The organism is Bacillus cereus group sp. MYBK95-2 (genome assembly GCF_051915225.1).
In the GTDB taxonomy this organism is placed as follows: domain Bacteria; phylum Bacillota; class Bacilli; order Bacillales; family Bacillaceae_G; genus Bacillus_A; species Bacillus_A cereus.
In genome coordinates, this window is record NZ_JBQAEH010000009.1 from 1 (window position 1) to 26,291 (window position 26,291).

The following is a 26,291-nucleotide window of genomic DNA, read 5'->3' on the forward strand; positions in this document are numbered from 1 at the left end:
GTATTAGGCACGCCGCCAGCGTTCATCCTGAGCCAGGATCAAACTCTCCAATAAAGTTAGTTTGTCTAGCATCTAAAATAAAAATTGACGTTTCACGTTGTTTGTTTCGTTCAGTTTTCAAAGAACTACTTAGTCGCTCATTTGCGACTTCCTTATGTTAACATCTTCATTTTTCAATGTCAACTAAGTTTTTTAATTTCTTTTTTGTCGTTTTCTGCGTTTCCGCATCAGCGACGGTTATTAATATATCATGCAGTATATACAGGGTCAATACTTTTTATAAAAAAATTTCACATCCCGTTAAAAACTTAAAAACCGCTGTAAAAATCATTATAGCATCCATTCATTCTTGGCTTTCCTCCTATTCATTTCATATCTTATCTCTTTATCAATTTACACGAGAGTGAAAATTCTAAATTTTATGTTATATTATTAGTATAGGAGCGTGGTGAGAATGAGCATTAAGTATTCAAACAAAATCAATAAAATCCGGACCTTTGCATTAAGTTTAGTATTTATCGGCCTCTTCATTGCATACTTAGGTGTCTTTTTCCGCGAAAACATTATTATTATGACAACGTTTATGATGGTTGGCTTTTTAGCTGTTATCGCTAGCACTGTCGTTTACTTTTGGATTGGTATGTTATCTACTAAGACTATCCAAATTATTTGTCCAAGCTGTGATAAGCCAACCAAAATGCTCGGCCGTGTCGATGCATGTATGCACTGCAATCAACCTTTAACACTAGATCGAGATCTAGAAGGAAAAGAATTTGATGAAAAGTATAATAAGAAGAGTTATAAATCATAAGTATCAAGGGAAATACGAATTTGCAACAATACAAACGTTTCAACTCATTAAAAAGTTGATTTCTTAAAAAATCAACTTTTTAATTGTTTTATTAAATTTATTACACCTATTTTTTCGAAATAACAGTAAACATCCCTGTCATATTAGGCGAATAATCTTTAAAATCATATTTTTCGTAGAATGATGTTTTACCTTGCGACGCAAACAAACCAATGAATGCTTTATCTGGAGTATTCCCATTTAAGTATTCTACTAAAGTATTCATTATTTTCTTTCCAATACCATTCTTTTGATAATCTGGATGAACCACTATATCTTGAATATAGAAATAGATAGCCCCATCACCAACAATTCTCCCCATGCCGATGATTTGATTATTATCCTTGACTGTTATACAGTAAATCGAATTTTGAAGTGATATTTCCGCCACCTCAAAGTTCATATAGTTAGTCCATCCCACAGAATCACATAAATATTTATATTCTTCCAATGTTGGAATGTTATTTTTAATCTCATATTTCTTCAAAATGTCCCCTCCAAGAATTCATTTCCACCAATACAAAGTAAATTCGACAAACTTTTATCTAACCCTTCTTACTAACTTAGCACTGTAAATCCCGATTAACCTCACGCTAATCCTTATATAATAAAGAAAGAGGCTGACGTATAGCCGTCAGCCTCTTTCTTTATTATATATTACGCCTTATGACACTCTGGACAAACGCCATAAATTTCTAAGCGATGACTATTGATAACGAAGCCTGTCGTTTTCGCAGCTTCCTCTTCCAGCTTTTCCAAGCCTCCATAAGGAAAATCAACAATCTTACCACATTTTTCGCAAATCACATGATAATGTTGACTTGTAACATAATCAAATCTACTTGAAGCGTCTCCATAAGTTAATTCCTTTACAAGTCCAACCTCTTTAAACACACGTAAGTTATTATAGACAGTTGCAACACTCATATTTGGAAACTTACCTTCTAATGCTTTATAAATATCATCCGCTGTTGGGTGCGTCATTGATTCCACAAGGTACTCTAAAATAGCATGACGCTGTGGAGTAATGCGTACACCCGTATTTTTCAGCATTTCTAGCGCTTCTTTTAATTCTTCTTTGACCACCGTCATGCACCCCGATTCTATACGGATTATTATTTTATAATTCTTATAAAGAGTGTACTCCTTTTCTTATAAATCGTCAATATTTCTACTATAAGTATGTAGTTTATTTTTATATTCAGGACTTGTTTTTATGTATCTTTCCCTTTTTTCTTCATATATTCCATAGAAAAAAGTGCGACATAATCGCACTTGGAATACTATCATCTGAGGAGGTATGCCCTACACTTCCACTTTATGTAAGGCAGTAAAATATGTATAGACACTTGCCTTGTTTCTGCATATTTTATCTCTAATGTAGATTTATTTTATATAAGAAAGAACATCCTCAATATGTCCTTTCACTTTCACTTTACGCCACTCTTTTACAAGTTCACCGTCTTTATTAATAAGGAATGTAGAACGCTCGATTCCCATATACTCTTTCCCAAAGTTCTTTTTTAACTTCCAAACATCGTATAACTCTGCTACTTTATGATCTTCATCTACTAAAAGTGTAAATGGCAATTCATGTTTCTCAATGAATTTCAAATGTCTATTCGCTGAATCAGGACTTACTCCAAGAATAACCGTATCCTTCTCTTGAAATACTCCATACGCATCACGAAAATCACATGCTTCAGTTGTACATCCTGGCGTCATATCTTTCGGATAAAAATAGAGAACTACATTTTTACCGCGGAAATCAGCTAGGCGAACTTCTTCTCCGTTACTTCCCTCTAATGTGAATTCTGGTGCCATTTCTCCTACTGTAATCATAGTTATCACTCCTACTCTTTTCCTTTACTATAACAAATGCTTCCTTATTTTTCATTGTCTATTACAGACCTCATCACAAAAGCAAAAGGGAGTGTATATCCAATTAGCGCTTCTGCGATTGCAATCCATCGCCCAATTCCAATCGGAGATATGTCACCATATCCAACAGACAATAGAGTAACTGCGCTAAAATATAAACAAACTTCGACGAGTTGAAAAGAATGAGCGTTCAAACTTTCTCCGTCCTCTTTCAAAACTGCGAAACCCATTTCCTCTAATACAACGTAACTTAATCCAAATGCGATTAGTACTGTTGTATAGATTAAAAATAATGTGGCCAAATTATAGAGCGAAAAAAAACGCGTTGAATCCGAATAGGAACTCCATAATAATTGGACACTTTTCAAAATAGCGATTGCTGCAATTAATAGAATAAATCCCCATAACATGTCCTCCACCTCATTTTATATGTATGAGGTGGAGAACTGATTTATCCCTTAGAAACGAACAAGCTTCTATAATTAATTACCCGCGCCACGATACCTTTTTACCCCTTGATTCCAGAGGGTGATTGCAATCGTAAAACAGATAACACCAACAATTGGCGTCGCAAATGCATAACTATTCCATTCTGTTTTTCTTAAAAAGTATGCCGCTGGATATACTCCAACAAACGCAAACGGTAAAACAAACGTTAAAATGAAACGAATTACACGATTATAAATATTAACAGGATAGCGCCCGTAATTACCTATGTTATACATAAGAGGCATAATTGAACTTTTCGCATCCGACCAAAAACCAAGGCTCGCCAGCGTAACAAATATCCCTCCATATACAAGTGCTCCTCCTCCTACCATCAATATAAATAAGAAGAAATCATACCAGTAAAAAGATAATTGTAACTCCACAGCTGCATATCCCATTACAACAATCCCTGTAATAGCTCCAATTAAAGATTCAAGTTCCATTCTTTCTAATATAATTTGAAATAGGCTATGGATCGGCCGCGTTAATACACGATCCATCTCCCCTTTAATAATGTATCGATCATTAAAATCCCATATATTAAAGAAAGCTGAAAAGATGGCAAATGGTACTAAAAAGAAACCATAAATAAAGATTACTTCTTCTCGACTCCATCCCTTCAATGCTTGTGTATGCCCAAATACAACGAGAATAAATATTAAATTAACTGCTTGAAGCGATAAATCAGAAAGTAAACCAACGATAAAATCGCCTCGATACTCCAATTTTGTTTTTATATATTGACTTGCATATTGTAAAAATAAGTTTATATATAGCATCTCATCATCCCCCTTGTACAATTAGACGTTTTCTCGCCGTTCTCCACATGAGTACAATTGGAATAATAAGTACAATCGCCCAAATCACTTGAAATACTAAAGCCTCATACAACTTACTCCCCTGTATACCTTCAGAAAAAATCATACTTGGAATATAACTAATAGCCTGAAACGGTAAAAACATCATTGCTTTTTGGGCCCATAGCGGATAAAAACTAATTGGTAATAATAGACCTGAAAATAAATCAATAACAACGCGTTTTGCATACATAATCCCACTATTATTAAATAGGAAAAACGTAAGCATTCCCGTCATTAAATTAATTTGTGTATTAATAATAAAACTAAATATTAAAGATAAGAAGAAATATAACCAAGTTTGAAAATTTGTTGTAATTTGCAACGAAAATAATAACGTAACGATAACCATGCCTGGAATGGAAAAGAAGGCAAAACGGAATATTCCCTCGCCAAGACCTTGCATAACTTTCATTCCCAAATAGTTATACGGACGAATTAATTCTACAGCCACACGTCCTTCTTGAATCTCCATCGCAATTTCCCTATCTATATTATTAAAATAGAAGGCACGTGCCATCCACGCGATTGCGATATACGTGGTCATTTGCGAAATAGATAAACTTTCAATATTCTCTTTTCCGCTATAAATTGCTTGCCATAAAAAATAGTAAGCACCTATATTAATCGTATAAATTAAAATCCCGCTATAGTAATTTGTACGATACGCAAGCATCATTAAAAAGCGAATTCGAATCATTTCAATATACTTACCCATGCGTAATACCCTCTTCATAAATGTTACGAATAATTTCCTCTGTAGACACTTCGTTAATTTTTAAATCTTTAATTTGAAAGGCTTGTACTACTTTAGAAATAAGCATTGAAATAATAACTTCTTCATTCGGAATTTTTGCAACCCATGCATTTTCCTCTTTTGCTTTCGACCAAACGACATGATTATCTGGCATAACCATTGATAAAGCCTGATAGGAAACTGGTGCAACAAACTGAAAGTGAATTTCCTTCTCCGCTCCCCACTGCGTACGAAGATTATTTAAAGAACCGTCATACATAATATTTCCTTCATCCAGCATGATAACGCGCTCACATAAAGCTTCAATATCAGTAATATCGTGTGTTGTTAATAAAATTGTTGTTTTATAACGTTCATTCATTTCTTTTAAAAATTCACGTATTTTCAATTTCACAAGTACATCTAACCCAATTGTTGGCTCATCTAAAAATAATAACGGTGGATTATGAATTAAGGCTGCCGCTAATTCACAACGCATCCTTTGACCAAGAGATAATTTTCGAACTGGTTTATCTAATAAGGGCCCTATATCTAACGTTTCAATTACGTGCTCCATATGCTCCTTATACTGAGCGTCTGATACACCATACACTTTCTTTAATAAACGAAACGATTCTTGTACTGCAATATCCCACCAAAGTTGCGAACGCTGTCCAAAAACAACACCAATTGTTCTTACAAATTCTTCTCTTTGTTTATGTGGGTTCATTCCATTTACTGTGATTTGCCCTGATGTCGGAGTTAAAATCCCCGTAAGCATTTTAATTGTTGTTGATTTACCAGCACCGTTCTCACCGATATAACCAACCATTTCACCTTGCTTTACAGTAAAAGATACATCATTTACTGCTGGTACTATTTTATAATTACGATTTAATAAATCGCGAAATGCACCCTTTAAGCCCGGACGACTTGAATAGGCTGTAAACTCTTTACGTAACCCTTGTACCTCAATTACCGATTTCATAATCGGACCCCCCTCCTAAATGTCACAACGAATAGTTTACCCAACTGCCTTCGCTATCACAAACAATACGTCTTTTCGAAAAACATGTTAGAATAATACATAGATTTTTGTAAGGAGATGAATTGTAGTGAATTTCACAAAGTCAGAAGCATTACATAAAGAAGCTTTAGAGCATATCGTTGGCGGTGTTAACAGTCCTTCTCGTTCTTTTAAAGCAGTTGGCGGCGGCGCTCCTGTTGCTATGGAACGTGGGAAAGGCGCTTATTTCTGGGATGTAGACGGAAATAAATATATCGATTATTTAGCAGCATACGGTCCTATTATTACTGGACATGCTCATCCGCATATAACAAAAGCAATTACAACAGCTGCTGAAAATGGGGTACTTTATGGAACACCAACAGCGCTAGAGGTAAAATTCGCAAAAATGTTAAAAGAAGCAATGCCTGCATTAGATAAAGTCCGTTTCGTAAACTCTGGTACAGAAGCAGTGATGACAACGATTCGTGTTGCTCGTGCTTATACAGGTCGCACAAAAATCATGAAATTTGCTGGTTGTTACCACGGTCATTCTGATTTAGTACTTGTGGCAGCTGGATCTGGCCCTTCTACTTTAGGAACTCCTGACTCAGCTGGCGTACCACAAAGTATCGCACAAGAAGTTATTACCGTTCCATTTAACAATGTAGAAACTTTAAAAGAAGCTTTAGATAAATGGGGTCATGAAGTAGCAGCTATCCTTGTAGAACCGATCGTTGGAAACTTCGGTATTGTAGAGCCTAAACCTGGATTCCTTGAAAAAGTGAATGAACTTGTTCACGAAGCTGGCGCACTAGTAATTTATGATGAAGTTATTACTGCTTTTCGCTTTATGTACGGCGGTGCTCAAGACTTACTTGGTGTTACACCTGACTTAACAGCGCTTGGTAAAGTTATTGGCGGTGGCTTACCAATCGGTGCTTACGGTGGTAAGAAAGAAATTATGGAACAAGTTGCTCCGCTTGGACCTGCATACCAAGCTGGTACAATGGCAGGAAACCCTGCTTCTATGGCATCAGGTATCGCTTGTCTAGAAGTACTTCAACAAGAAGGGCTTTATGAGAAATTAGATGAACTTGGTGCAATGCTTGAAAAAGGAATTTTAGATCAAGCAGCGAAACATAATATCGACATTACATTAAATCGTCTAAAAGGGGCTTTAACTGTATACTTCACAACTAATACAATTGAAGATTACGATGCCGCACAAGATACAGACGGTGAAATGTTCGGTAAATTCTTCAAGCTTATGCTTCAAGAAGGAGTTAACTTAGCACCTTCTAAATACGAGGCATGGTTCTTAACTACAGAACATACAAAAGAAGATATTGAATATACAATCGAAGCTGTCGGCAGAGCATTTGCTGCCCTAGCAGACAATAAATAATCCCGTCATTAAAAGGAAAAAAGAAAGCTCACCTTTCTTTTTTCCTTTTTTCTATTTCATAAATTACGTATTAATAGTATAATTATTCATAATTATCTGTTTTATATTCTTTTACAGCATTACTATCTCTGTGTACAAGGTGATTTGCACCTTAAATAGTAAGATTATTCTAACTTTTACAAGAGGGGGGATTGACGGATGCTCAATAAAAAAAATACATGGACACCGTCTTTATTTCGAGATTATAGAAATGCAGAACATGATGCGTGTGGAATCGTTTCCGTTATGGAGAAACGAAAAATTGCTACAAAAGAAAACATTGACCTTTGCATACAATCACTCGTCAAAATGAATCATAGAGCTGGTTTCATTAATGGCGAGGGCGATGGCATCGGCATTCACATTGATATACCAAAAACACTTTGGAATGAAAAACTAAAAAGTAGCGGATATAATCCAACGATTGTGGATCATCCCCACTTTATCGTTGGACATTTTTTTCTAAATAAAAAAGAAAACATTACTGCCTTAAAAGATTATATTCGTACGCAATTAAACAACAAAAACTTTACTATTATTTTCGAAAGTGACGATGCAACAAACTCAGATGCGCTCGGTCCACTTGGTAAACAAGAAGAACCTTTATTTTGGCAAGTTGCCCTTATCGCAGAAAACGAAATTATAAATATTGAGCAAACATTATTTTCTGTCACAATAAAAATAGAGGAAAACGAAGCAATTCATGTTGCTTCATTAAGTCATGATCATGTTGTATATAAAGTTCTAGGTGCTGGTGATACGCTTGTTGCCTACTATAATGATTTACAACATCCGCTTATCGCTTCAACTATGACATTAGGACATAACCGCTACTCTACTAATACATTATCTAATTTTTTTCGTGTACAACCATTTAGCATTCTCGGACATAATGGTGAAATTAACACAATTGCGAAATTACGCGATCAAGCTGAAATGATTGATGTACCACTTACTGCAGGAGGCAGTGACTCTCAAGATTTAAACCGCACCTTAGAAACCCTACTTGTTCAATACGGCTACAGCTTATTTGAAGCAATGGAAATTCTATTCCCACCAATTATTAATGAAATTAAACTTTATGAAACACCTTTACAAGATTTATATACGTATATACGTGAAGCATGGGGACATTTTGCACAAGGACCAGCTGGCATCATTTCCCGTTTTAAAGATGAAGCTGTTTTCAGCGTTGATTCCCTTGGATTACGCCCAGTATGGAAAGTAGAGACAGAGAGCTCTTATATTTTCTCTTCTGAACCTGGAGTTGTATCACCAACTAAATATGTAGCAGAACCAAAACCACTCGCTCCTGGAGAAAAAGTCGGATTAAAATGGAATGAACAAGATGAACTTGTTCTTTATGAATATGACAAATATCAAATCCAAGTATATAACCGTTTTAAAAAGCGAATTGATACTACCAATTACCATTTAAATTTATCTATCCCTGAAACGAAAAAAATCCAAGGGCTATGTGATTCTGTTCAAGTTGAAACGAAAGAATACGTCGCTTTCGGATGGGACCGAGAACATATTCAACTTCTTGAACAGATGGCAACAAAAGGCGTTGAGCCAATACGCTCACTTGGGCATGACTCACCACTTGCCGCACTCGATACTGATAGACGAAATATCGCTGACTTTATTAAAGAAAGTGTAGCTGTTGTTACAAACCCTGCAATTGACCGTGACCGTGAAATTGAACACTTCTCTACACGTACTGTACTTGGAGAGCGTCCAAGTTTATTAAGCGGCGCAAAACGGCCATTTGTAGTTGAAATGCTTTCACCAATTATTTTAGAAGGCAGCGTGGCACAACCTATTGCAGAGGAATTACACACAATTACGTACGAACAACTCATAGAGCTATTTAAGACTCATAACTCTATCGCCACAATCTCTGCTACATTCAGCTCGTCAGAAACTCTGCAATGCGCATTAAGCCGCATTAGTTCTGAAGCGATAGCTGCTGTTAACAATGGCGCTTCCCTACTAGTATTAGATGACGCAAAAGCCCATCTAAATGAACGATTGTGGATTGATCCACATTTAGTTACCGCTAAAGTACATCAAGCATTAAGTGAAAATAAATTACGCCGCAATTGTTCTCTCGTTATACGTTCTGGTGCTCTTCGCTCCTTACATGACATTGTCACGCTATATGGATTAGGAGCAGATGGTATTAATCCATATTTATTATTCGCGACTGTAAATGATGGAACAAAAACACCAATTACGAATCTATATACTGCACTTAATAAAGGATTAGAAAAAGTCATTTCAACAATTGGAATTCATGAGTTACGTGGTTACGGACGTCTCTATTCATCTATTGGATTACATGAAGAAATCGCAAATATATTACAGATTACAAATTTCTTCGGTTCAAATGATTTAGCCTTTTCACTTGAATCACTTGTTGAAGATGCAAAAATACGAGCAGAGGATTATAACAATCCTAAAATTAGAATGCGAAAATCATTTCATATATTCCCGCGAATTTGGAAAGCAATCGGCGATGTTGCAAAAGGAAATTCTTATGATGATTACCGTGACAAGTTAAGTGAACTAGAAGAGAGTAATCCAATCGCAATCAGACACCTTGTTCAAACGAAACAAACAAAACATGTCGTTCCAACTGAAGAAGTATCTATCGGCATCAAAAATCATAATTTACCATTTATTATTAGTTCTATGTCATTTGGTTCTCAAAACGAAATTGCCTTTCGCGCATATGCAGAAGCAGCCGATCAGCTAAATATGATTAGCTTGAACGGTGAAGGCGGCGAAATTAAAGATATGATTGGAAAATATCCACATACACGTGGACAACAAGTAGCATCTGGGCGATTTGGAGTAAATGCCGAACTACTAAACTCATCAAACTTAATTGAAATCAAAATCGGTCAAGGCGCAAAGCCTGGGGAAGGTGGGCATTTACCTGGTTCAAAAGTGACAGCCAAAATCGCTGAAGCACGTAATGCGACAATCGGCTCAGATTTAATTTCGCCTTCTAATAACCATGATATTTATTCAATTGAAGATTTAGCTCAAATGATTACAGAAATTAAAACAGCTAATCAACTTGCCAAAGTAGCCGTGAAAGTCCCTGTTGTTCCTAATATCGGAACAATTGCTGTCGGTATCGCCAAAGCTGGCGCTGATTTTATTAACATTAGCGGATTCGATGGCGGAACAGGCGCTGCACGTATTCACGCATTGCAGCATGTAGGTCTCCCTGTAGAAATTGGTGTTAAAGCCGCTCACAACGCTTTATTAGAAGCAAGCATGAGACATAAAGTAGAGATTTGGGCAGATGGTGGTATTCGAAGTGTAAATGATGCCTTGAAAATCATGCTCCTCGGAGCAAACCGTATTGGATTCGGCACACTATCAATGATTGCAATCGGCTGTACTACTTGCCGTGGGTGCCATCTAGATACTTGCCATGTTGGAATTGCGACACAAATCGAGTCTGAAGCACAAGCAAAAGAACACGGGTTACGCCGCTTCGTCCCACGCGAATTAGAAAGCGCAGTTGCTGGCCTGCTAAATTTATTCACCTCTTTCGGTGTAGAACTAAAACGATTAACAGGGCAGCTTGGTTATACAAATTTACAAGCAATTGTTGGGCGTTCTGATTTATTAGAGCAAGTTCGAGGCGAAAATTTATTAAACTTACGTAATTTACTACAAATAATAGAACATCCATCTGTTACAACAACAGAAGGCGTATCGGAAAAACAATTTAAGACAGTTCATTCCGCTGACTCAAAAGAATTGGTAGGCGTTGGTGTAGAGCAACGCGTTATGGGTGGTCTAGAATCATGTTATCGCGTTCGCAGTAAACTATATGAAGCTACTCAACTTGAACCACTTACATTAAAGTATACGAATGGTTCTATTCCCGGAAATGGGTTAGGTGCTTACAATAGTGAAAATTTATTTATACACGTAAATGGCGGCGCACAAGATGGCATTGGTAAAACTTCCTTTGGTGGTGGGATTTATATAACGAAATCAAAAGGAAAAGACGGAGTATATTATAACGGTTCTGTCGGAAAAGGATTTGGATATGGTGCACAAAAAGGGGCACTATACGTACAAGGGAACGCTGATGCTCGCGCTGGCATTCGCCTTTCTGGGGCAGACATGATAATTGGAGGTAGAATAACAAAACCACTCCGTGAAAAAGAGCAAGGAAATATAGGTGCATACTCCAATATTAAAGGTTTTGCTTTTGAATATATGACAAACGGGCGAGCGCTTGTTTTAGGTGACCCTGGTCCATGGATTTGCGCTGGCATGACTGGCGGTGTTGTTTATTTGCGTCGTGATTCAAACTTAGGCTTAACAGAACAGGCCTTAAAAAGAAGAATCGCAAAAGGCGCAAATGTTACATTACAACCAATTAGTAAAAATGGTTTGAAAGATGTAACTGAATTATTGCTAGACTATATTCGTGTACTAAACGAGCACGAGCAATATGAGGAAGTTGCTTTGTTAACACCATTATTAGATGATATACAGAACAAGTTTTTTGAGATTATCCCGAAAAAAGAACAGGCAGATCCATCTATCTCAACAGAGTAAAATGAGTAATTTTCATTATTAAGAAAAAATTGACGAAGTACGCTTCTCATAGTAATCTATAGTAACAATTTGAGACCTGCTGAAATTCAGCAGGTTTTTTTACTAAAAACTGATGTTTAAAAGGAATTAGGAAAAATTATAAAGTGAAACTTTAATTAGCCTACACCAATCGGACGTTTACCGGCATCCAGCTTCTGAATTTTGAGGCGTGAATCTTACTACTCACAATTAGCGGGATAAAATGAACACTAATTTCTTTTAACGTCACTAAAATATCACTTGCTAACATATTGTAATGAATGTATAGTATCATGTTGTACATTCATTATGACAAGAGAAAGGATCTTATTAAGGGTATGAAACTTGGTGCTCGCATTTTAAAAACGGGTATTGCCATCACGTTAGCTTTATTTGCTTGTATTTTACTTCAATTACCGAGTCCGGTATTTGCGGGAATTTCAGCTATCTTTGCTGTTCAACCGTCTGTATACCGTTCTTATTTAACAGCACTTGAACAAATTCAAGCAAATGTAATTGGTGCGATATTTGCTATCGCATTTGCTACTGCTTTTGGACATAATCCTTTTATTATTGGATTAACATGTATATTAGTAATTGCTCTTACATTACAATTACGATTAGAAAACACAATATCAATTGCTTTAGTAACAGTTATCGCCATTATGGAGTATCAAGGCGAAGATTTCTTTAGTTTTGCCTTACTTCGATTTGCGACGATTATGATTGGTATTATTGCGGCTTCACTTGTAAATTTAGTATTTATGCCGCCAAAATATGAAACAAAACTTTATCATCGTATCGTTGATAATACAGAAGAAATTGTAAAATGGATTCGAATGAATAGCAGGCAGGCTTCTGATTTTACAACGCTAAAAACTGATATTGATCGTATGAAAGAAAAAATGATCAAACTAAACCATTACTATTTGCTGTATAAAGAAGAAAGAAGCTACACGAAAAAAGTAAAGTTCGCAAAAATTCGTAAGCTCGTTTTATTCAGACAAATGTTAGCGACAACAAGCCGTGCTTTAAGTACGTTAAAATCATTACACCGTACTGAAAATGAACTGCGCTATATGCCGGAAGAATTTCAGGAATCTATCCAAAACGAACTTGACTCATTAACGCATTATCATGAACAAGTTTTATTAAAATTTATTGGTAAAGCAAAAAAACAACAATCAGTCGAAATGCTTGATGAAGTTGAAACAGGTAAACAAGAATTAATTGATATCTTTATGGAATATCAAAATAAAGACGATGAAGAAGCATATAAAACATGGTTACATCTCTTCCCTCTTATTTCTTCCATCATTAACTATAGTGAAGAAGTAGAGCATTTAGATTTGCTTGTAGATAGCTTCTACACATACCATAAACCAGAAAAAGAACTCCAAATCGATGATAAAAAAGAAGACGAATAAAAAAACAGCTCCTTTTATGCTAAAGGAGCTGTTTCTGTTATATGTTGAAGTTGATATAAATTGTAATAAAATCCTCTTTTTTGCATTAACTCTTCATGAGAACCAGTCTCTTTAATCTCACCGTCTTCAATGTAAATAATCGTATCAACATGCGTAATCGTCGCTAATCGATGTGCAATTATAATCGTTGTCCGGTCAGCAGCTAACGTCTGAAGCGCCTCTTGAATATACCTTTCATTTTCTAAATCTAATGCTGAAGTTGCTTCATCTAATATAAGTACCGAAGGATTCTTTAGAAACACTCGTGCAATTGCCACGCGTTGTCTTTGCCCGCCCGATAGCTTCACACCACGTTCTCCAACGACAGTATTATAACCATCTGGTAAGTCTATAATAAAATCATGAATTTGCGCAGCTTTAGCAGCTGCAATCACCTCTTTCTCTGTAGCCTTCGGATTTCCATATAAAATATTAGCTCCAATTGTATCGCTAAACAATAAATTATCTTGCAGTACAATTCCAATATGACTACGCAAATTTCTCATATTATACTTTCTTACATCTATGCCATCTACATAAACCGTGCCTTCAGAAACATCATAGAAACGCGGGATCAAACTAGCAAGAGATGACTTTCCTCCCCCACTTGCTCCTACAAGCGCTACTTTCTCTCCAGGCTGCATAGTTAATGACAAGTTGTGTAATATCTCTTTTTCATCTACATTATAACGAAAAGAAACATTGTCAAATACAATTTCTCCATTTAATTTTTTCGTTTGTACCGCATTTGGCACATTAACAATATCGTATTTTTCATCTAACAGTTCAAACACACGGTCCATCGATGCAAAAGATTGTGTTAATGTTGTAGATGAATTAACAAGGCGGCGAAGCGGACTATATAAACTATCCATATATCCAACAAAAGCTACCATCGTTCCTAGCGTTAACTGTCCTTGAATTACTTCATATGCTGCAAAACCAATCACAAGTAACGGACCTAAATCGGTTAACGTATTTACCGCCGAAAATGTTCTTGCCGTCCAACTTGTATGGGTTAATGCTTTCGTTAAAAATTCATTATTTCTTTTTTCAAACTGCTTCCCCTCATACTCTTCTAACGCAAAGCTACGTGTCACTTGCATTCCTTGAATACGTTCATGCAAATACCCTTGCATCGTCGCTAACGCTTGTGAACGCTCTTTCGTCAATTTCCGAAGACGTCCGAAAAAATATTTCACTGCAATTACATAAATAGGTAAAATCAATAACGCAACAAATGTTAATTTTATATTCATAGAAAACATAACAATGATAGCAATAGCAATTGTTGCAGTATCTAACCAGACGTTCATCAAACCAGTAATTACAAAATCTTTCGTTTGTTCTACATCATGGATGACACGCGAAATAATCTCCCCTGTTTTTGTATTGGAGTAATAACGTAAACTTAACTTTTGTAAGTGACCGAAAATATGCTTCCGCAAATCATACAGTATTGTATTTGCGATACGTTGGGCGAAATATTGACGATAATATTCAATCGGTGGTCTTAATACCGCAAAAATAAAGAAAGCAATTCCAATCGCTGTTATTAATTGAGATGTTTTATCTTGAAGTGAGCCAGCGCCTTGAATTACATCATCGATAATATACTTTAATAACCACGGCATAATAAGTGGGATACCGAACTTAACTAGTCCAATAATAATTGTAATAACAATAAGCCACCGATATGGTTTAACAAATTGTAAATATCTTTTTATACCTTGCACATAATCCCCCCTCTAATAGGACAAACCTGCCGGGAAGCCCCCTGCAGGTTTGTTTTAATTTCTGTACATTAAATATCGTTCATACCACATATCTACGAAATCTGGTGCAAATGGACCTTTTCTTTGATGAATCCACTGTGTTAAATGTGCTACATTTCGTTTTAAAATTGTATCAATAACAGGTGGATACTGCATAATTTCACTATGTTTTTCATACTCATCTTCATCTAGAAGCGTATATGTCATATCTGGATATACTTTAATATCTAAATCATAATCAATATACTTTAATGCTTCAGGATCATACGCAAAAGGTGAGCTTAAATTACAATAATAATATACGCCATCTTCCCTAAGCATCCCAATCACATTAAACCAATAGTTGGCATGAAAATAGCAAATTGCTGGTTCACGAGTAACCCATGTTCGGCCATCCGATTCTGTAACTACTGTACGATCATTCGCTCCGATTACAAGACTCTGTGTCCCTTTTAAAATTGTTGTTTCTTCCCACATTCTATGAATGGAGCCATTATGTTTATAACTATGTATTTGTACTTTTTCTCCTTCTTTGGGAAATCCCATATATGCTCCCTTCTTTCAACTGCAAATGCCCTTTGAACGGCATTCACTTTTTTTCTATTATAACTTTTTTGTCGAAATTTTAAAACTAAAGGGATAAGACTCTATTTTTCAAACTGAATATGTAGGAGGTTTATCGTTGAATACTATGCCCCACCGCTTCTTAGGAGATAAAAGGATTGTACTGTATTATTTATAAGCGAGGACATGTAATAGAAAAAGCCCTTCTCTATTTCCATACAAAGAAGGACTTTTCACCTAAAGATAACAATATATCTTATCCTAAATTTGAAATCATTTTTTCAGTTGCAAAAGATTGAATTACACTATTCGTTTGCTCTTCAAATTTCTCATGTAACATCTTCAACGCTACTTCTGTTCTATATATTTCCTGGCGGATAAAATGCAGTTCTTTTTTATCGCACGTATCTTTTTCATTCATTTCAATTTGTTGATACTTCTCTAGATGTGCTTGTAACTTTAACAATTCATCCATCGTTTCTAATTGCTCCCCTACCAACTTATCAAAATCGTTCATTACTTACCCCCTTTTGGACTTATTCATCAGTTATTATTCCTAATTACATAATTCTAATTGTTAACTTCCTTCTCCTTTGACTACATTTGTTGACTTATTAGAAGTTATGTCGTTCGCTTTCTTTTCATTACAACGATCCACGCAAAAAGAAAACACTTCTCCCGAATTAGAGAAGTGTTTTTCTTTCATTACTGATTTGAGCTAGAAGATTGTGATTGTTTTGCAGCTGACTTAGCATTTTGTTTTTTCACAGCATGCACGTCTGTTTCAGTTGCAAATTCTGTACCATAACTAGCGTTTGCACTTTGTGCACCAGAAGCTTGTGCTTTCTTTGCTTCTGATTGTGCGTTTGCTTGTTTTACTGCTTGTACATTTGTTTCAGTTGCAAATTCTGTACCATAACTAGCATTTGTACTTTGAATGCTAGCACCAGAAGTTGCCTTGTTATAACCTTGTTGTTTTTTACTCATCTTTCTCACCTCCACAATCAATAATGTAACCAATTCACTTAGAAGCTATCCGTAATTTTCTTTTGAATAATTTCCGCATATATCTTTTGTTACTTATTCAAACTATAAGAAATGGAGGTGGAAATATGTATATAGGACGCGATATGACTGAACTAACGATGATTTCAAAAAATGAATGGAAAGAAGATGAATTAGCTTATTTTCATCACTCACTACAACAGGTTCTGCCTTATTTAAATGTAGAAGGGCAGAGTATTTACAAAGAAATTGTAGTAGAAATTGAATCAAGAGGCGGCTTACAAGAAGGTGAAGCTAGTTGGACTCATGGGACAAAAATTTCTTACGATTAAAAAAGTGTTCCCTAGATTGGGAACACTTTTTTATTTATTGCATTGTAATTTTCTCCACACAATTTTCATAAATAGTACGGTGTGATTTTGAGAAAGGTAATTGCTCAAATACCTCTTTCGATACAAATTTTAATGTATCTGTATCAACAATATTACCGGTTACTTTTCCGTAAAATACAAATATATCCCAAGTACGATGTGTAAACGTATGTTGTACATTCATTGCGTATTCATCAATAGAAACCTCGAGCTCAAATTTTTCTTTCATATAATCTATAAGCTGTTCCTTCTGATTTCGAATACCTTCTCCAAGTTCAGCATTAGGAAACTCCCACATGTTAGCTAACAAACCTGTACTTGGACGTTTATTAATAACGTAACGACCGTCTTCAGTTTGAAGTACGCCTGCAACAATAGGTACCATTTTAGGAGCTTTCGCTTTACTTTTTACTGGTAATTCTTTTTGAACACCTTCAGCATATCCTCTGCAATGCTCACGCACAGGACAAAGTAAGCACGATGGATTTTTAGGAATACAAATCAATGCACCTAATTCCATCAATCCTTGATTAAAATAAGATGGGTTTTCTACTGAAATAATTTCACGCACAATCTCTTCAAAAACTTTTCGAGTCTTTGGTTTTGCAATATCATCCCATACTGATAAAATACGAGATAATACACGCATAACATTTCCATCAACTGCCGGCTCTGGTATACCATATGCGATACTTAAAATAGCACCTTTTGTATATGGTCCTACTCCTTTTAACTTTTCAATTTTCTTTACATCACTTGGTACAACCCCGCCGTATACTTCTTTTACCTCTTTTACTGCCGCATGTAAATTACGTGCTCTAGAATAATATCCTAAACCTTCCCATGCTTTTAATACTTCTTCATCATCTGCGTTCGCTAACGCTTCAAGTGTAGGAAACTTCCCCATAAAATTTGCGTAATATGGTTTTACAGCTTCTACTCTTGTTTGCTGCAACATAATTTCAGAAACCCAAACACGGTATGGATCTTTATTCTTTCTCCACGGTAAGTCACGCTGTTCTTCTTCAAACCAACCAATTAAATCATTTTGAAACTGCTCTATATTAAAATTGTTTAGTATTTCAAGTGTCAAACTTGATCCCCCTCATTTTTTTGCATATAAGTACTATTATAAAGATTTTAGGAAAAAATTTAAGTAAGATGACATAGGAAATAGAAGGCAAAGGACTTGAGGTATCGAATAAAAAGAGTTACATTAATAAAAAACGGAGGTGGATTTCTATGGACACAGCCACTCACCTTGTTATGGGTATCACTTTAGGTAGCTTAGCAACATTAGATCCAGCCATAGCACAAAGTGATATTGGCCCCCAAGCTGTTATGCTTGCTACAATTGCTGGTTCCAACATTCCTGACATTGACACAGTTCTAAAATTGCGTAATAACGCTAAATATATAAGAAATCATCGTGGGATTACTCATTCTATTCCCGCGGTAATTCTTTGGTCATTCCTTATAAGTGGCATCTCTTTCGCCTTCTTTTCAGAAGCTCCATATCTTCATCTACTACTTTGGTCATTTATTGCCGTCTTTCTTCACGTCTTTGTAGATATTTTCAACGCCTATGGTACACAAGCATTACGACCTTTCACAAAAAAATGGGTCGCACTTGGCATAATTAATACATTCGATACCGTAATTTTCTTTATCCATATACTTGCAATTGCTTGCATGCTCGTCGGTTCTCATAAGGGATATACAGCTTTAGCGGCATATATATTAATGATTGTTTACTATATCGGACGGATTATGATGCACAGAAATATAAGAAGCGTTGTACACAAACGTTTCAAAAATGTCGAAAAGATTATCATTTCTCCTTCTTACCGATTTTATCATTACCATTTAGCAGTCGTTACGGCTGATTATTACTACGTTGCGAGATGGCACCGTGGTAACATCATGATATATGACAAGTTCGATCGGGTACCGTTCCCAGACAACAATATTATGCGAGCAGCTAAACAAGATGAAAACATCTCAGCCTTCCTATCTTTCTCTCCTGTATATCGCTGGGATATTTTTGATCATGACCATTATTATGAAGTACGATTCATTGATTTACGATATCGAAGTAAAGATTATTATCCATTTGTTGCAATCGTTCAGCTCGACCACAATTTAAATATTATTAGTTCCTATACAGGATGGATCTTTAGTGAAGAAAAGCTTCGAAAAAAACTGGAATTACTTCCACATTAAAAAAAGCGACTTAAGTCGCTTTTTTTAATGTTTCAAATGATCTTCTTGATTAATTAAATGACTATACTTCGGATTATTTGTCCGCATTTCATGAAGGCGTACACCATGATTATTAATCCATGATCGTACCACTTGTTCCGTCATTTCATCGCCTTGATAACGACCTGATTTTGCATAAGTTGTTTGAAAATCTTCCCATAGTAACTCAACCCAAGCACGAGCTTGTGCGTAAGAAAGCTTGTCATTCTTGTCTAATAATTCTTTCGTTAATGTTTCATAAATGTCATTCATATTATAATCTCCTTTTACCTATTTATCCCTTCATTTCTAAAGGATAGTTTCTTCAATTTTGCACATTCTATAATTGATACTTCTTAAAAAGGTATCAACCGATAATGAGGAGGGCGTTCGCAATGGGTAAACAAGCCGAATTTTGGTCTGAGTCAAAAAACAACAGCAAAATCGACGGTCAACCGAAAGCGAAATCACGCTTCGCTTCGAAACGACCTAACGGCACAATTAACACGCACCCACAAGAACGTATGCGTGCTGCAAATCAGCAGGAAGAGTAGTACAAATTAAATTAACTTCCTACACGAGGTGATAAAGATGAGCTACCGTGATCGCTTAGATAGTCGTTCTGAATTATTTAACCATACGTGGACTCGTCCAAAACATGCGAAAGCGCAAGTTAACGGACAGACGCAACAAACCCAGTCTCTCATTATATTGGCAAATGAATGTAAAAAACGCCAATTTTAGAATCTCCTATCTCCTTTAACGCCTACCAAAGATGAAAACCAGAGAGATATGTGCTCTCTGGTTTTTATTTTTCTTGCAATAAGGAAATTGGTATGCCAATCTCTTCATTATCATTTTGCTTATATCCCCAAGCAAATACCCCATTGAAATACGTAATTTTAAATAATACACCAGGTTCTTCTACTAATTCATATGTTTCACCAATATGGAACTTGTTTATATCCGTCATATAAGCACGAGCCATTGCCATTTTTCTCATTAATACATCAAATTCATTGACAATCCCAAGCTGCTCAGCTTTTACTGCTTGCTCCTTCAAAGCGCCAATTTCTTCCCTTAGCTCATGCGGTGTCATTTCACTGTAGCGTTTTGGCATATTCATCTTATTCTCCTCATTCCTCTTCGCGTTTCATTTGCAAAAATATCTCGATTTCATCAATAGAGAATCCTTTTCGATATAACGCTTGTTTCATCTTGTTTTCAAATGTCCATCCATCATGCTTCTTATATTTCTCATAATATTTATTCCCATGATAGTGTAACGCTTCTTGTTGCTTTTCGTCATCTTTTTCGTCTTTCAATTCTTCCAAACAAATTTGAATTACTTCTCTAGAATATCCTTTTCGAACAAGCATCTCATCTAACTTTAGTTTCATTTGTAAAAAAGAATGTTTTTGATAAGATTTTTTCTTCTTCTCTATGAGAAACAAGGCATTCTCAATTTGCTTTTCCTTCGGATATTCTTGTAAACTATGTGTAATAATTAAATCCTGAACACCTTTATTTAATAACTCTCTTTTAATAACAGTTGGACCTTTTCGATTCACATTACTTTGCGTTCGCGTATATAAAACAGCATACTCTTTATCATTAATATATCGGTCATGTAATAATTTCGAAACGACTTCAGAGATGATGGCCTGTCCCACTTCTTTTTTTCGTAAAAAATCTTCTATTTCTTGTTTTGTTCTCATTTGATAGGATAAATAGGAGATTGCTTGTAAATATGCTTTTTGTACTTCTTCATTGTACAAAATATTCCCTAACTCGATTTCATCAATTTCTAAGCCCTTTTGTAATCCATGTTTTATTAAGATTACTTGATCCACACTAAATCCGTACTCTTCGCCTTGACCTTTATCAATATAAATATTAAATCGTTCTTTCGATCGTTTTTGTACTTCTATTTTTGTAATGACAGCCATACTCTCACCTCTCTATTATTTTAACATAGTCGAGGAACATTTTTTCTTTTCAAGAATATATATAATGAGGAGGAAATACTTGTGAAAATCGCAATTTCTGGTGGTACAGGCTTTATCGGTAAATCCCTTTCTACTTTTTTTATTCAAAAAGGATATACTGTTTACATTCTCACACGAAAAAAAACTACTGAAACTTCCGACCCTAACCTTCAGTATGTTCAATGGACACCAGATTTACAAACCTTCCCCCTCTCTTCTATTGATGTAGTTATTAATCTAGCCGGAGAGTCTATTAATAGTAGATGGACAAAGCAACAAAAGAAAGCCATTTTAAACAGTAGAATTCAAACAACAAAAGGACTCATTAAACAATTGCAGGGACTCCATACAAAGCCACACACATTTATTAACGCAAGTGCTATTGGATACTACGGAACATCTGAAATAGAGTCTTTTACAGAACAGCATGAGACTCCTGGAAATGACTTTTTAGCAAATACAGTATATTCATGGGAACAAGAAGCATCTAAAGCACGTTCTCTCGGAATACGAACAATCTACGCAAGATTTGGAGTCGTATTAGGTGCAAATGGAGGAGCTCTTCCAAAAATGCTACTTCCCTATCAATTCTATATCGGCGGCACCATTGGTTCTGGGAAACAATGGTTATCATGGATTCATATAGACGATGTCGTTCGTATGATGGATTTCATCATACACAAAAAAGAAATTGATGGTCCTCTTAATATGACAGCACCAACACCCATAAGAATGAAGGAATTTGGAGAAAACATTGCAACTATAATGAACAAGCCTCATTGGTTGCCTGTACCTTCATTTATCATTCAAACTTTATTAGGTGAAATGAGCATACTTGTACTAGAAGGGCAACGTGTATTACCCATTAAGGCAATTGAACATGGATACCAATACACATTTCCGGCAATAGACCATGCATTACAAAATATACTTTCGCATACAATGTAGTACTTCTAAAACACAATTTTACATGGGCTCTTTCAAAACTTTCATTTTCTAGGATCCGAAGCATTACCATACAAATAACCTTTCAGTTACTTTCCCTTAACTTCCATTAGCATTATAAAGTAACAGAAATGAGGTACCTATGAAAATATTGCTCAAACAAGCCATTGTATACCCTATTACATCTCAAAAGTTTCAAGGCGATGTACTCGTTACAGGAGAGCGAATTACCGAGGTCAAACCTTTTATTCAACCTACTCAAGATATGACCGTTATAGATGCACGAGCACTCCATCTCTTACCTGGCTTTATTGATGTCCATACTCACCTTGGTCTCTATGATGAAGGCACTGGTTGGGCTGGAAATGATGCCAATGAAACATCTGAAGTTTCAACACCACATATTCGTTCTTTAGATGGAATCCACCCTTTGGATATCGCCTTTCAAGACGCTGTACAAAACGGAATTACAACCGTCCACGTTATGCCTGGCAGTCAAAATATTATCGGGGGGACTACTTGTGTAATAAAAACAGCTGGAACTTGTATTGATCATATGATTATTCAAGAACCTGCTGGTTTAAAGATTGCCTTTGGAGAAAATCCTAAAAAAGTCCATAGTAATGGAACAAAAGAATCCATTACACGTATGGGGATTATGGGGTTACTTCGGGAATCATTCTATGAAGCACAACACTACGGGCACGAAGCTGATTTTCGAATGCTTCCTATTTTAAAAGCATTACGTCGTGAAATACCCGTACGTATCCACGCTCACCGAGCAGATGATATTAGTTCTGCGCTACGCTTTGCAACGGAATTCAACCTCGATCTACGTATTGAACATTGTACAGAAGGACACTTTCTTGTTGAAGAGCTTTCGAAACATAATTTGAAGGTTTCAGTTGGTCCCACTCTGACACGTCGTTCTAAAATCGAACTAAAAAACAAGACATGGGATACTTACCATATATTATCTAAAAATGGTGTGGAAGTTTCTATAACAACAGATCATCCTTATACACCCATTCAATATTTAAATATTTGTGCCGCTGTCGCAGTAAGAGAAGGATTAGACGAGAAAACAGCACTAGAAGGAATTACCATATTCCCAGCGCGAAATTTGCGTTTAGAGGATAGAATTGGAAGCATCGAGGTTGGAAAAGACGCCGATCTCGTGTTATGGACTCATCATCCTTTCCATTATTTAGCCAAGCCTGTACTAACTATGATTGATGGAAAAATAATTTACAAAAAAAATAAAAAAAACTAGTTTATTTTTTTGACTAGATAAAGTATTATACGATTATAAACTGAATGAAACCATAATCAATTTGTGTCGTGATTATCATTTTCAAATTGATGAATGGGGAAGGCAAATGGTGCGCCACCAGCGTTAGAAACTGGTTCTAGTGGGTTCGATTCCCACCCCGAAATTTTTTAAAGATTGATATAAAAATTTCGAGGGTGGGGTGTTTTTTCGTCATGCTACCCTCGTGTGAGGAGGAGTTAGTATGTTGAAAAAACGCGACTTACACGACAGCCACGTTCTATACGAGTTAATGGTGGATCCAGCTGTCTTCCCTTTTGTGCGTCAAAAGGCTTATTCTTATGAAGAATATTTATTCTTAACAAAACAAACGATTGAAGCTGAAGAGCGTGGTGAATTAATTTCACGCACAATTTTAGATGAATGGGGTAACCCTATCGGAACAATTACTTTATTTGATGTGCAAGAAAAAGCTGGATTTCTCGGGACATGGCTTGGCAAACCATATCATGGAAAAGGCTATAATAAATTGGCGAAAGATTCATTTTTTAGTGAACTTTTCTATGAATTAGATATTGAAACAATTTTCATGCGTATTCGTAAAATAAATATTCGTTCTATTAAAGCTGCAGAAAAACTGCAATATGTGAATCTAGCAAACGAAACAAGAAAAGCCGTATATGATGAAATTAACGCAAACGAAGAAGTATATAACTTATATGAAATTCCAAAAGATCAATACACACTTGCTACAATGCGAGATACAACCTTCCAAGATGCTCATCAATTAAAAGAAGCATAATCTAAATTTTCTGAAATGATAATCAATCATTAACATTTTCCATATGCGTATATCCCCTCATGTCTTTGGAAACGATAAATAGTAACTTTAAGACACGAGGTGATTTGTAATGGATAAAAAGAAACGTGATAAAGCAAAAAACACATTATCTAGTACACAAGAAGTTCTCTATCAACGCGAATTTCAAAAAGCAGATCGTGCAGCAGGATATCGCTCGAAAAGCATTTAAAGTGAAAATGAATAATTAGAAGTTTCCCCCCTAATTATTCATTTTCATTACATAATTTTCTCGATTGATAGAAGTAAGCAAAAAAGCCCCTTATACATAATGGGCTTTTTTTGCTGTGGACAACTTTATCCACAAAACCAACAGAATTGTTAGTAATTTTCAAAAACATTTAATATTTTTCTATATTAAAGCATATATCAGCTGTTTTAATTGTGGATATTTTTCTAAAAATTGTGGACAATGTGGATATAGTTGTTAATATTCCGACTTTACTGTTTAATGAAAGCGCAATCCTTTTGTGGATAACTGGCTGAATTTTCTTTGAAAATAATAAAGAACCCTCTTTACATATACAAAGAGGGTTTCATATTAAGTAAAAGATTGTGCAAGAGCAGGTGATTTAATAGGTATATGACGCGGTTCTGCATGATTTTCTGCCAAAATTGCATCTACAATATGACCAGCTGGCTCTGGAAGATAGATGCTTTTCATTGCTTCTTTCATTTGAAGAAGCTTCACATCATCTTGTAATAATGCCTCTGTTTTTGCAAAAACCTCACTATCATCGCGAATGACAACTGCTGCTCCCTTTCTTTCAAAGTACATCGCATTTTCATTTTCTTGTCCTGGAACAGGCTTATATAAAATGACAGGTACTTGCAACGCTGCTGCTTCACTTAATGTTATTCCGCCTGGCTTCGTAATCATACAAGAAGTAACACGGAATAATTCATCAATATTTTCAACATACCCAAACACTTTTAATGCATCGGAATTTTGCTTCTGTAAACTTAATAAATCCTGTTTTAAAGCTTCATTTTTCCCACAAACGACAACTACTTGTAAATTAGGCACTGACATAAATGATTGGCATAGTTCTTTTACATTTCCTAATACCCCATGAGCACCTGCTACAATTAGTAAAATCTTTTTATTCTTACATAACTGATATTTAGTATATATGATTTCTGGATTTACCTTTAACTCAAAACTACTCCGAATTGGAATTCCTGTTTCAACAATTTGTTCCGCAGGTACACCGATATCAACCATCAATTCTTTCACATGATCCGTTGCAACAAAATAACGATCTACTTCTCGATGAATCCATATTTTGTGCACGCAAAAATCCGTTAATACGTTATAGACAGGAATTGAAATACCTGTTTGTTTCTTCAATTCTGGTACAGCGATAATTGGAAATGTATTAATTACAATATCTGGTTTCTCCACCTGTAATAGTGTTTTCAAACGTTTTCTTCCAAAGTTCGCATACCAAGATGCTATTTTCTTATCATAAATTTTTTCTACCCCGTAATAAAACAAACGATATAATTCTTTTCCTATTGTATAACTTTTTAAATATAGATATTTTGTAATGTCAGTTATAAATGGATGTGATTCTCCAAACAAGTCGCATACAATAACATCTTCAATTCCTTTTTGGCGAAATGTTTGTTCTAATGTTTTTGCTACTTGCACATGACCATTACCGTAATGTGCAGTTAATATTAAAACCTTGGGGTTTTTTATCAAACAAATCCACTCCTAGCTTTTTGTTTCTCCATATTGCATATACGACAATAGGAAAAACATTTTCCTTAAAAATTACATAAACAGATTCTAATAATTCCCTTTCAGCTATGTACCTGTCGTGGATATGCAAAGCATATAAGATTGACCCCTTAATCCTATCTGTGCTCATATCTTTACATTATACTTTCCTATAAGAGCTTTCGCAATAACTTACAAATG

At 35.5% G+C, this 26,291-nt stretch carries 28 protein-coding genes; 12 read left to right on the forward strand and 16 right to left on the reverse strand.

The window, feature by feature from the left end; all coding sequences use genetic code 11:
* Window positions 1–454: 454 nt before the first annotated feature.
* Window positions 455–811 carry a YgzB family protein gene (locus ACTFN4_RS23865; RefSeq protein ID WP_000025058.1) on the forward strand — a complete coding sequence of 119 codons (357 nt, stop codon included), beginning with the start codon at window positions 455–457 and terminating at the stop codon, window positions 809–811.
* A gap of 106 nt (window positions 812–917) precedes the next feature.
* On the opposite strand, the gene ACTFN4_RS23870 is transcribed toward ACTFN4_RS23865, so the two are convergent.
* From ACTFN4_RS23870 to ACTFN4_RS23900, 7 genes are all read right to left on the reverse strand, one after another.
* On the reverse strand, window positions 918–1,337 hold the full coding sequence (locus ACTFN4_RS23870) for a GNAT family N-acetyltransferase (RefSeq protein ID WP_000759735.1): 420 nt from the start codon (window positions 1,335–1,337) through the stop codon (window positions 918–920).
* Window positions 1,338–1,507: 170 nt separating this feature from the next.
* The gene (gene perR / locus ACTFN4_RS23875; RefSeq protein WP_000237829.1) at window positions 1,508–1,936 is read right to left on the reverse strand and encodes a peroxide-responsive transcriptional repressor PerR; all 429 of its coding nucleotides are present in this window, start codon (window positions 1,934–1,936) and stop codon (window positions 1,508–1,510) included.
* A 300-nt stretch (window positions 1,937–2,236) separates the two neighbouring features.
* Window positions 2,237–2,692, reverse strand: a complete 456-nt coding sequence (gene bcp, locus ACTFN4_RS23880; protein WP_000633710.1) for a thioredoxin-dependent thiol peroxidase — start codon at window positions 2,690–2,692, stop codon at window positions 2,237–2,239.
* Window positions 2,693–2,736: 44 nt separating this feature from the next.
* Entirely contained in the window at window positions 2,737–3,141 is a 405-nt protein-coding gene (locus tag ACTFN4_RS23885; RefSeq protein ID WP_000964343.1) for a potassium channel family protein, read from the reverse strand.
* A 72-nt stretch (window positions 3,142–3,213) separates the two neighbouring features.
* Window positions 3,214–3,999, reverse strand: a complete 786-nt coding sequence (locus tag ACTFN4_RS23890) for an ABC transporter permease (RefSeq protein ID WP_000965773.1) — start codon at window positions 3,997–3,999, stop codon at window positions 3,214–3,216.
* A gap of 4 nt (window positions 4,000–4,003) precedes the next feature.
* A complete protein-coding gene (locus tag ACTFN4_RS23895; protein WP_000521519.1) occupies window positions 4,004–4,795 on the reverse strand; it encodes an ABC transporter permease in 792 nt (263 codons plus the stop codon).
* Window positions 4,788–5,801, reverse strand: a complete 1,014-nt coding sequence (locus tag ACTFN4_RS23900; protein ID WP_000843655.1) for an ABC transporter ATP-binding protein — start codon at window positions 5,799–5,801, stop codon at window positions 4,788–4,790. The genes ACTFN4_RS23895 and ACTFN4_RS23900 overlap by 8 nt, the downstream gene beginning before the upstream one ends.
* Before the next feature lie 127 nt (window positions 5,802–5,928).
* On the opposite strand from ACTFN4_RS23900, the gene hemL reads away from it, so the two are divergent.
* From hemL to ACTFN4_RS23915, 3 genes are all read left to right on the forward strand, one after another.
* The gene (gene hemL / locus ACTFN4_RS23905) at window positions 5,929–7,227 is read left to right on the forward strand and encodes a glutamate-1-semialdehyde-2,1-aminomutase (RefSeq protein WP_439962916.1); all 1,299 of its coding nucleotides are present in this window, start codon (window positions 5,929–5,931) and stop codon (window positions 7,225–7,227) included.
* A 198-nt stretch (window positions 7,228–7,425) separates the two neighbouring features.
* Window positions 7,426–11,862, forward strand: a complete 4,437-nt coding sequence (locus ACTFN4_RS23910; RefSeq protein WP_439962917.1) for a glutamate synthase-related protein — start codon at window positions 7,426–7,428, stop codon at window positions 11,860–11,862.
* Window positions 11,863–12,218: 356 nt separating this feature from the next.
* A complete protein-coding gene (locus tag ACTFN4_RS23915; RefSeq protein WP_000765787.1) occupies window positions 12,219–13,307 on the forward strand; it encodes an aromatic acid exporter family protein in 1,089 nt (362 codons plus the stop codon).
* Between the two features lie 14 nt (window positions 13,308–13,321).
* Here the strand turns inward: ACTFN4_RS23915 and ACTFN4_RS23920 are convergent, their stop codons facing one another.
* From ACTFN4_RS23920 to ACTFN4_RS23935, 4 genes are all read right to left on the reverse strand, one after another.
* Window positions 13,322–15,082, reverse strand: a complete 1,761-nt coding sequence (locus tag ACTFN4_RS23920; protein ID WP_119682915.1) for an ABC transporter ATP-binding protein — start codon at window positions 15,080–15,082, stop codon at window positions 13,322–13,324.
* A gap of 54 nt (window positions 15,083–15,136) precedes the next feature.
* Window positions 15,137–15,667: a nucleoside tri-diphosphate phosphatase gene (gene ntdP / locus ACTFN4_RS23925; protein ID WP_439962918.1), complete on the reverse strand. Its 531-nt coding sequence runs from the start codon at window positions 15,665–15,667 to the stop codon at window positions 15,137–15,139.
* Window positions 15,668–15,941: 274 nt separating this feature from the next.
* On the reverse strand, window positions 15,942–16,202 hold the full coding sequence (locus ACTFN4_RS23930) for a YgaB family protein (RefSeq protein ID WP_000997575.1): 261 nt from the start codon (window positions 16,200–16,202) through the stop codon (window positions 15,942–15,944).
* A 188-nt stretch (window positions 16,203–16,390) separates the two neighbouring features.
* On the reverse strand, window positions 16,391–16,672 hold the full coding sequence (locus ACTFN4_RS23935; protein ID WP_000039035.1) for a gamma-type small acid-soluble spore protein: 282 nt from the start codon (window positions 16,670–16,672) through the stop codon (window positions 16,391–16,393).
* A gap of 125 nt (window positions 16,673–16,797) precedes the next feature.
* On the opposite strand from ACTFN4_RS23935, the gene ACTFN4_RS23940 reads away from it, so the two are divergent.
* The gene (locus ACTFN4_RS23940) at window positions 16,798–17,022 is read left to right on the forward strand and encodes a hypothetical protein (RefSeq protein ID WP_000275436.1); all 225 of its coding nucleotides are present in this window, start codon (window positions 16,798–16,800) and stop codon (window positions 17,020–17,022) included.
* A 34-nt stretch (window positions 17,023–17,056) separates the two neighbouring features.
* Here the strand turns inward: ACTFN4_RS23940 and mutY are convergent, their stop codons facing one another.
* Window positions 17,057–18,154, reverse strand: a complete 1,098-nt coding sequence (gene mutY / locus ACTFN4_RS23945) for an A/G-specific adenine glycosylase (protein ID WP_000171397.1) — start codon at window positions 18,152–18,154, stop codon at window positions 17,057–17,059.
* A gap of 149 nt (window positions 18,155–18,303) precedes the next feature.
* Between mutY and ACTFN4_RS23950 the strand changes: the two genes are divergently transcribed.
* Window positions 18,304–19,284, forward strand: a complete 981-nt coding sequence (locus ACTFN4_RS23950) for a metal-dependent hydrolase (protein ID WP_000379112.1) — start codon at window positions 18,304–18,306, stop codon at window positions 19,282–19,284.
* Between the two features lie 24 nt (window positions 19,285–19,308).
* On the opposite strand, the gene ACTFN4_RS23955 is transcribed toward ACTFN4_RS23950, so the two are convergent.
* A complete protein-coding gene (locus ACTFN4_RS23955) occupies window positions 19,309–19,575 on the reverse strand; it encodes a YfhJ family protein (RefSeq protein ID WP_000998166.1) in 267 nt (88 codons plus the stop codon).
* Window positions 19,576–19,697: 122 nt separating this feature from the next.
* Between ACTFN4_RS23955 and ACTFN4_RS23960 the strand changes: the two genes are divergently transcribed.
* Window positions 19,698–19,856 (forward strand): small, acid-soluble spore protein K, encoded by a 159-nt coding sequence (locus ACTFN4_RS23960; RefSeq protein WP_000517891.1) that lies wholly within the window; start codon window positions 19,698–19,700, stop codon window positions 19,854–19,856.
* Window positions 19,857–19,893: 37 nt separating this feature from the next.
* A complete protein-coding gene (locus tag ACTFN4_RS23965; protein WP_000122093.1) occupies window positions 19,894–20,046 on the forward strand; it encodes a YpzG family protein in 153 nt (50 codons plus the stop codon).
* A gap of 64 nt (window positions 20,047–20,110) precedes the next feature.
* Here ACTFN4_RS23965 and ACTFN4_RS23970 read toward each other — a convergent pair whose 3' ends face one another.
* Both ACTFN4_RS23970 and recX read right to left on the reverse strand, forming a co-directional pair.
* A complete protein-coding gene (locus ACTFN4_RS23970; RefSeq protein ID WP_001057020.1) occupies window positions 20,111–20,428 on the reverse strand; it encodes a YfhH family protein in 318 nt (105 codons plus the stop codon).
* Between the two features lie 10 nt (window positions 20,429–20,438).
* Window positions 20,439–21,251: a recombination regulator RecX gene (gene recX, locus ACTFN4_RS23975; protein WP_000268502.1), complete on the reverse strand. Its 813-nt coding sequence runs from the start codon at window positions 21,249–21,251 to the stop codon at window positions 20,439–20,441.
* 81 nt (window positions 21,252–21,332) lie between these two features.
* Here recX and ACTFN4_RS23980 point away from each other — a divergent pair, with 81 nt between their 5' ends.
* The 4 genes from ACTFN4_RS23980 to ACTFN4_RS23995 all read left to right on the forward strand — a co-directional run bounded on the left by ACTFN4_RS23980 (window position 21,333) and on the right by ACTFN4_RS23995 (window position 24,536).
* Complete coding sequence (locus ACTFN4_RS23980) at window positions 21,333–22,238, forward strand: TIGR01777 family oxidoreductase (protein WP_000684382.1); 906 nt, start codon at window positions 21,333–21,335, stop codon at window positions 22,236–22,238.
* 139 nt (window positions 22,239–22,377) lie between these two features.
* Window positions 22,378–23,508 carry an amidohydrolase gene (locus ACTFN4_RS23985; RefSeq protein WP_000698319.1) on the forward strand — a complete coding sequence of 377 codons (1,131 nt, stop codon included), beginning with the start codon at window positions 22,378–22,380 and terminating at the stop codon, window positions 23,506–23,508.
* A 241-nt stretch (window positions 23,509–23,749) separates the two neighbouring features.
* Window positions 23,750–24,307 (forward strand): GNAT family N-acetyltransferase, encoded by a 558-nt coding sequence (locus ACTFN4_RS23990; protein WP_000914737.1) that lies wholly within the window; start codon window positions 23,750–23,752, stop codon window positions 24,305–24,307.
* Between the two features lie 109 nt (window positions 24,308–24,416).
* A complete protein-coding gene (locus tag ACTFN4_RS23995) occupies window positions 24,417–24,536 on the forward strand; it encodes a YfhE family protein (protein ID WP_000358482.1) in 120 nt (39 codons plus the stop codon).
* Between the two features lie 369 nt (window positions 24,537–24,905).
* On the opposite strand, the gene ACTFN4_RS24000 is transcribed toward ACTFN4_RS23995, so the two are convergent.
* Window positions 24,906–26,072 (reverse strand): diglucosyl diacylglycerol synthase, encoded by a 1,167-nt coding sequence (locus tag ACTFN4_RS24000; protein ID WP_000594691.1) that lies wholly within the window; start codon window positions 26,070–26,072, stop codon window positions 24,906–24,908.
* Window positions 26,073–26,291 lie beyond the last annotated feature (219 nt).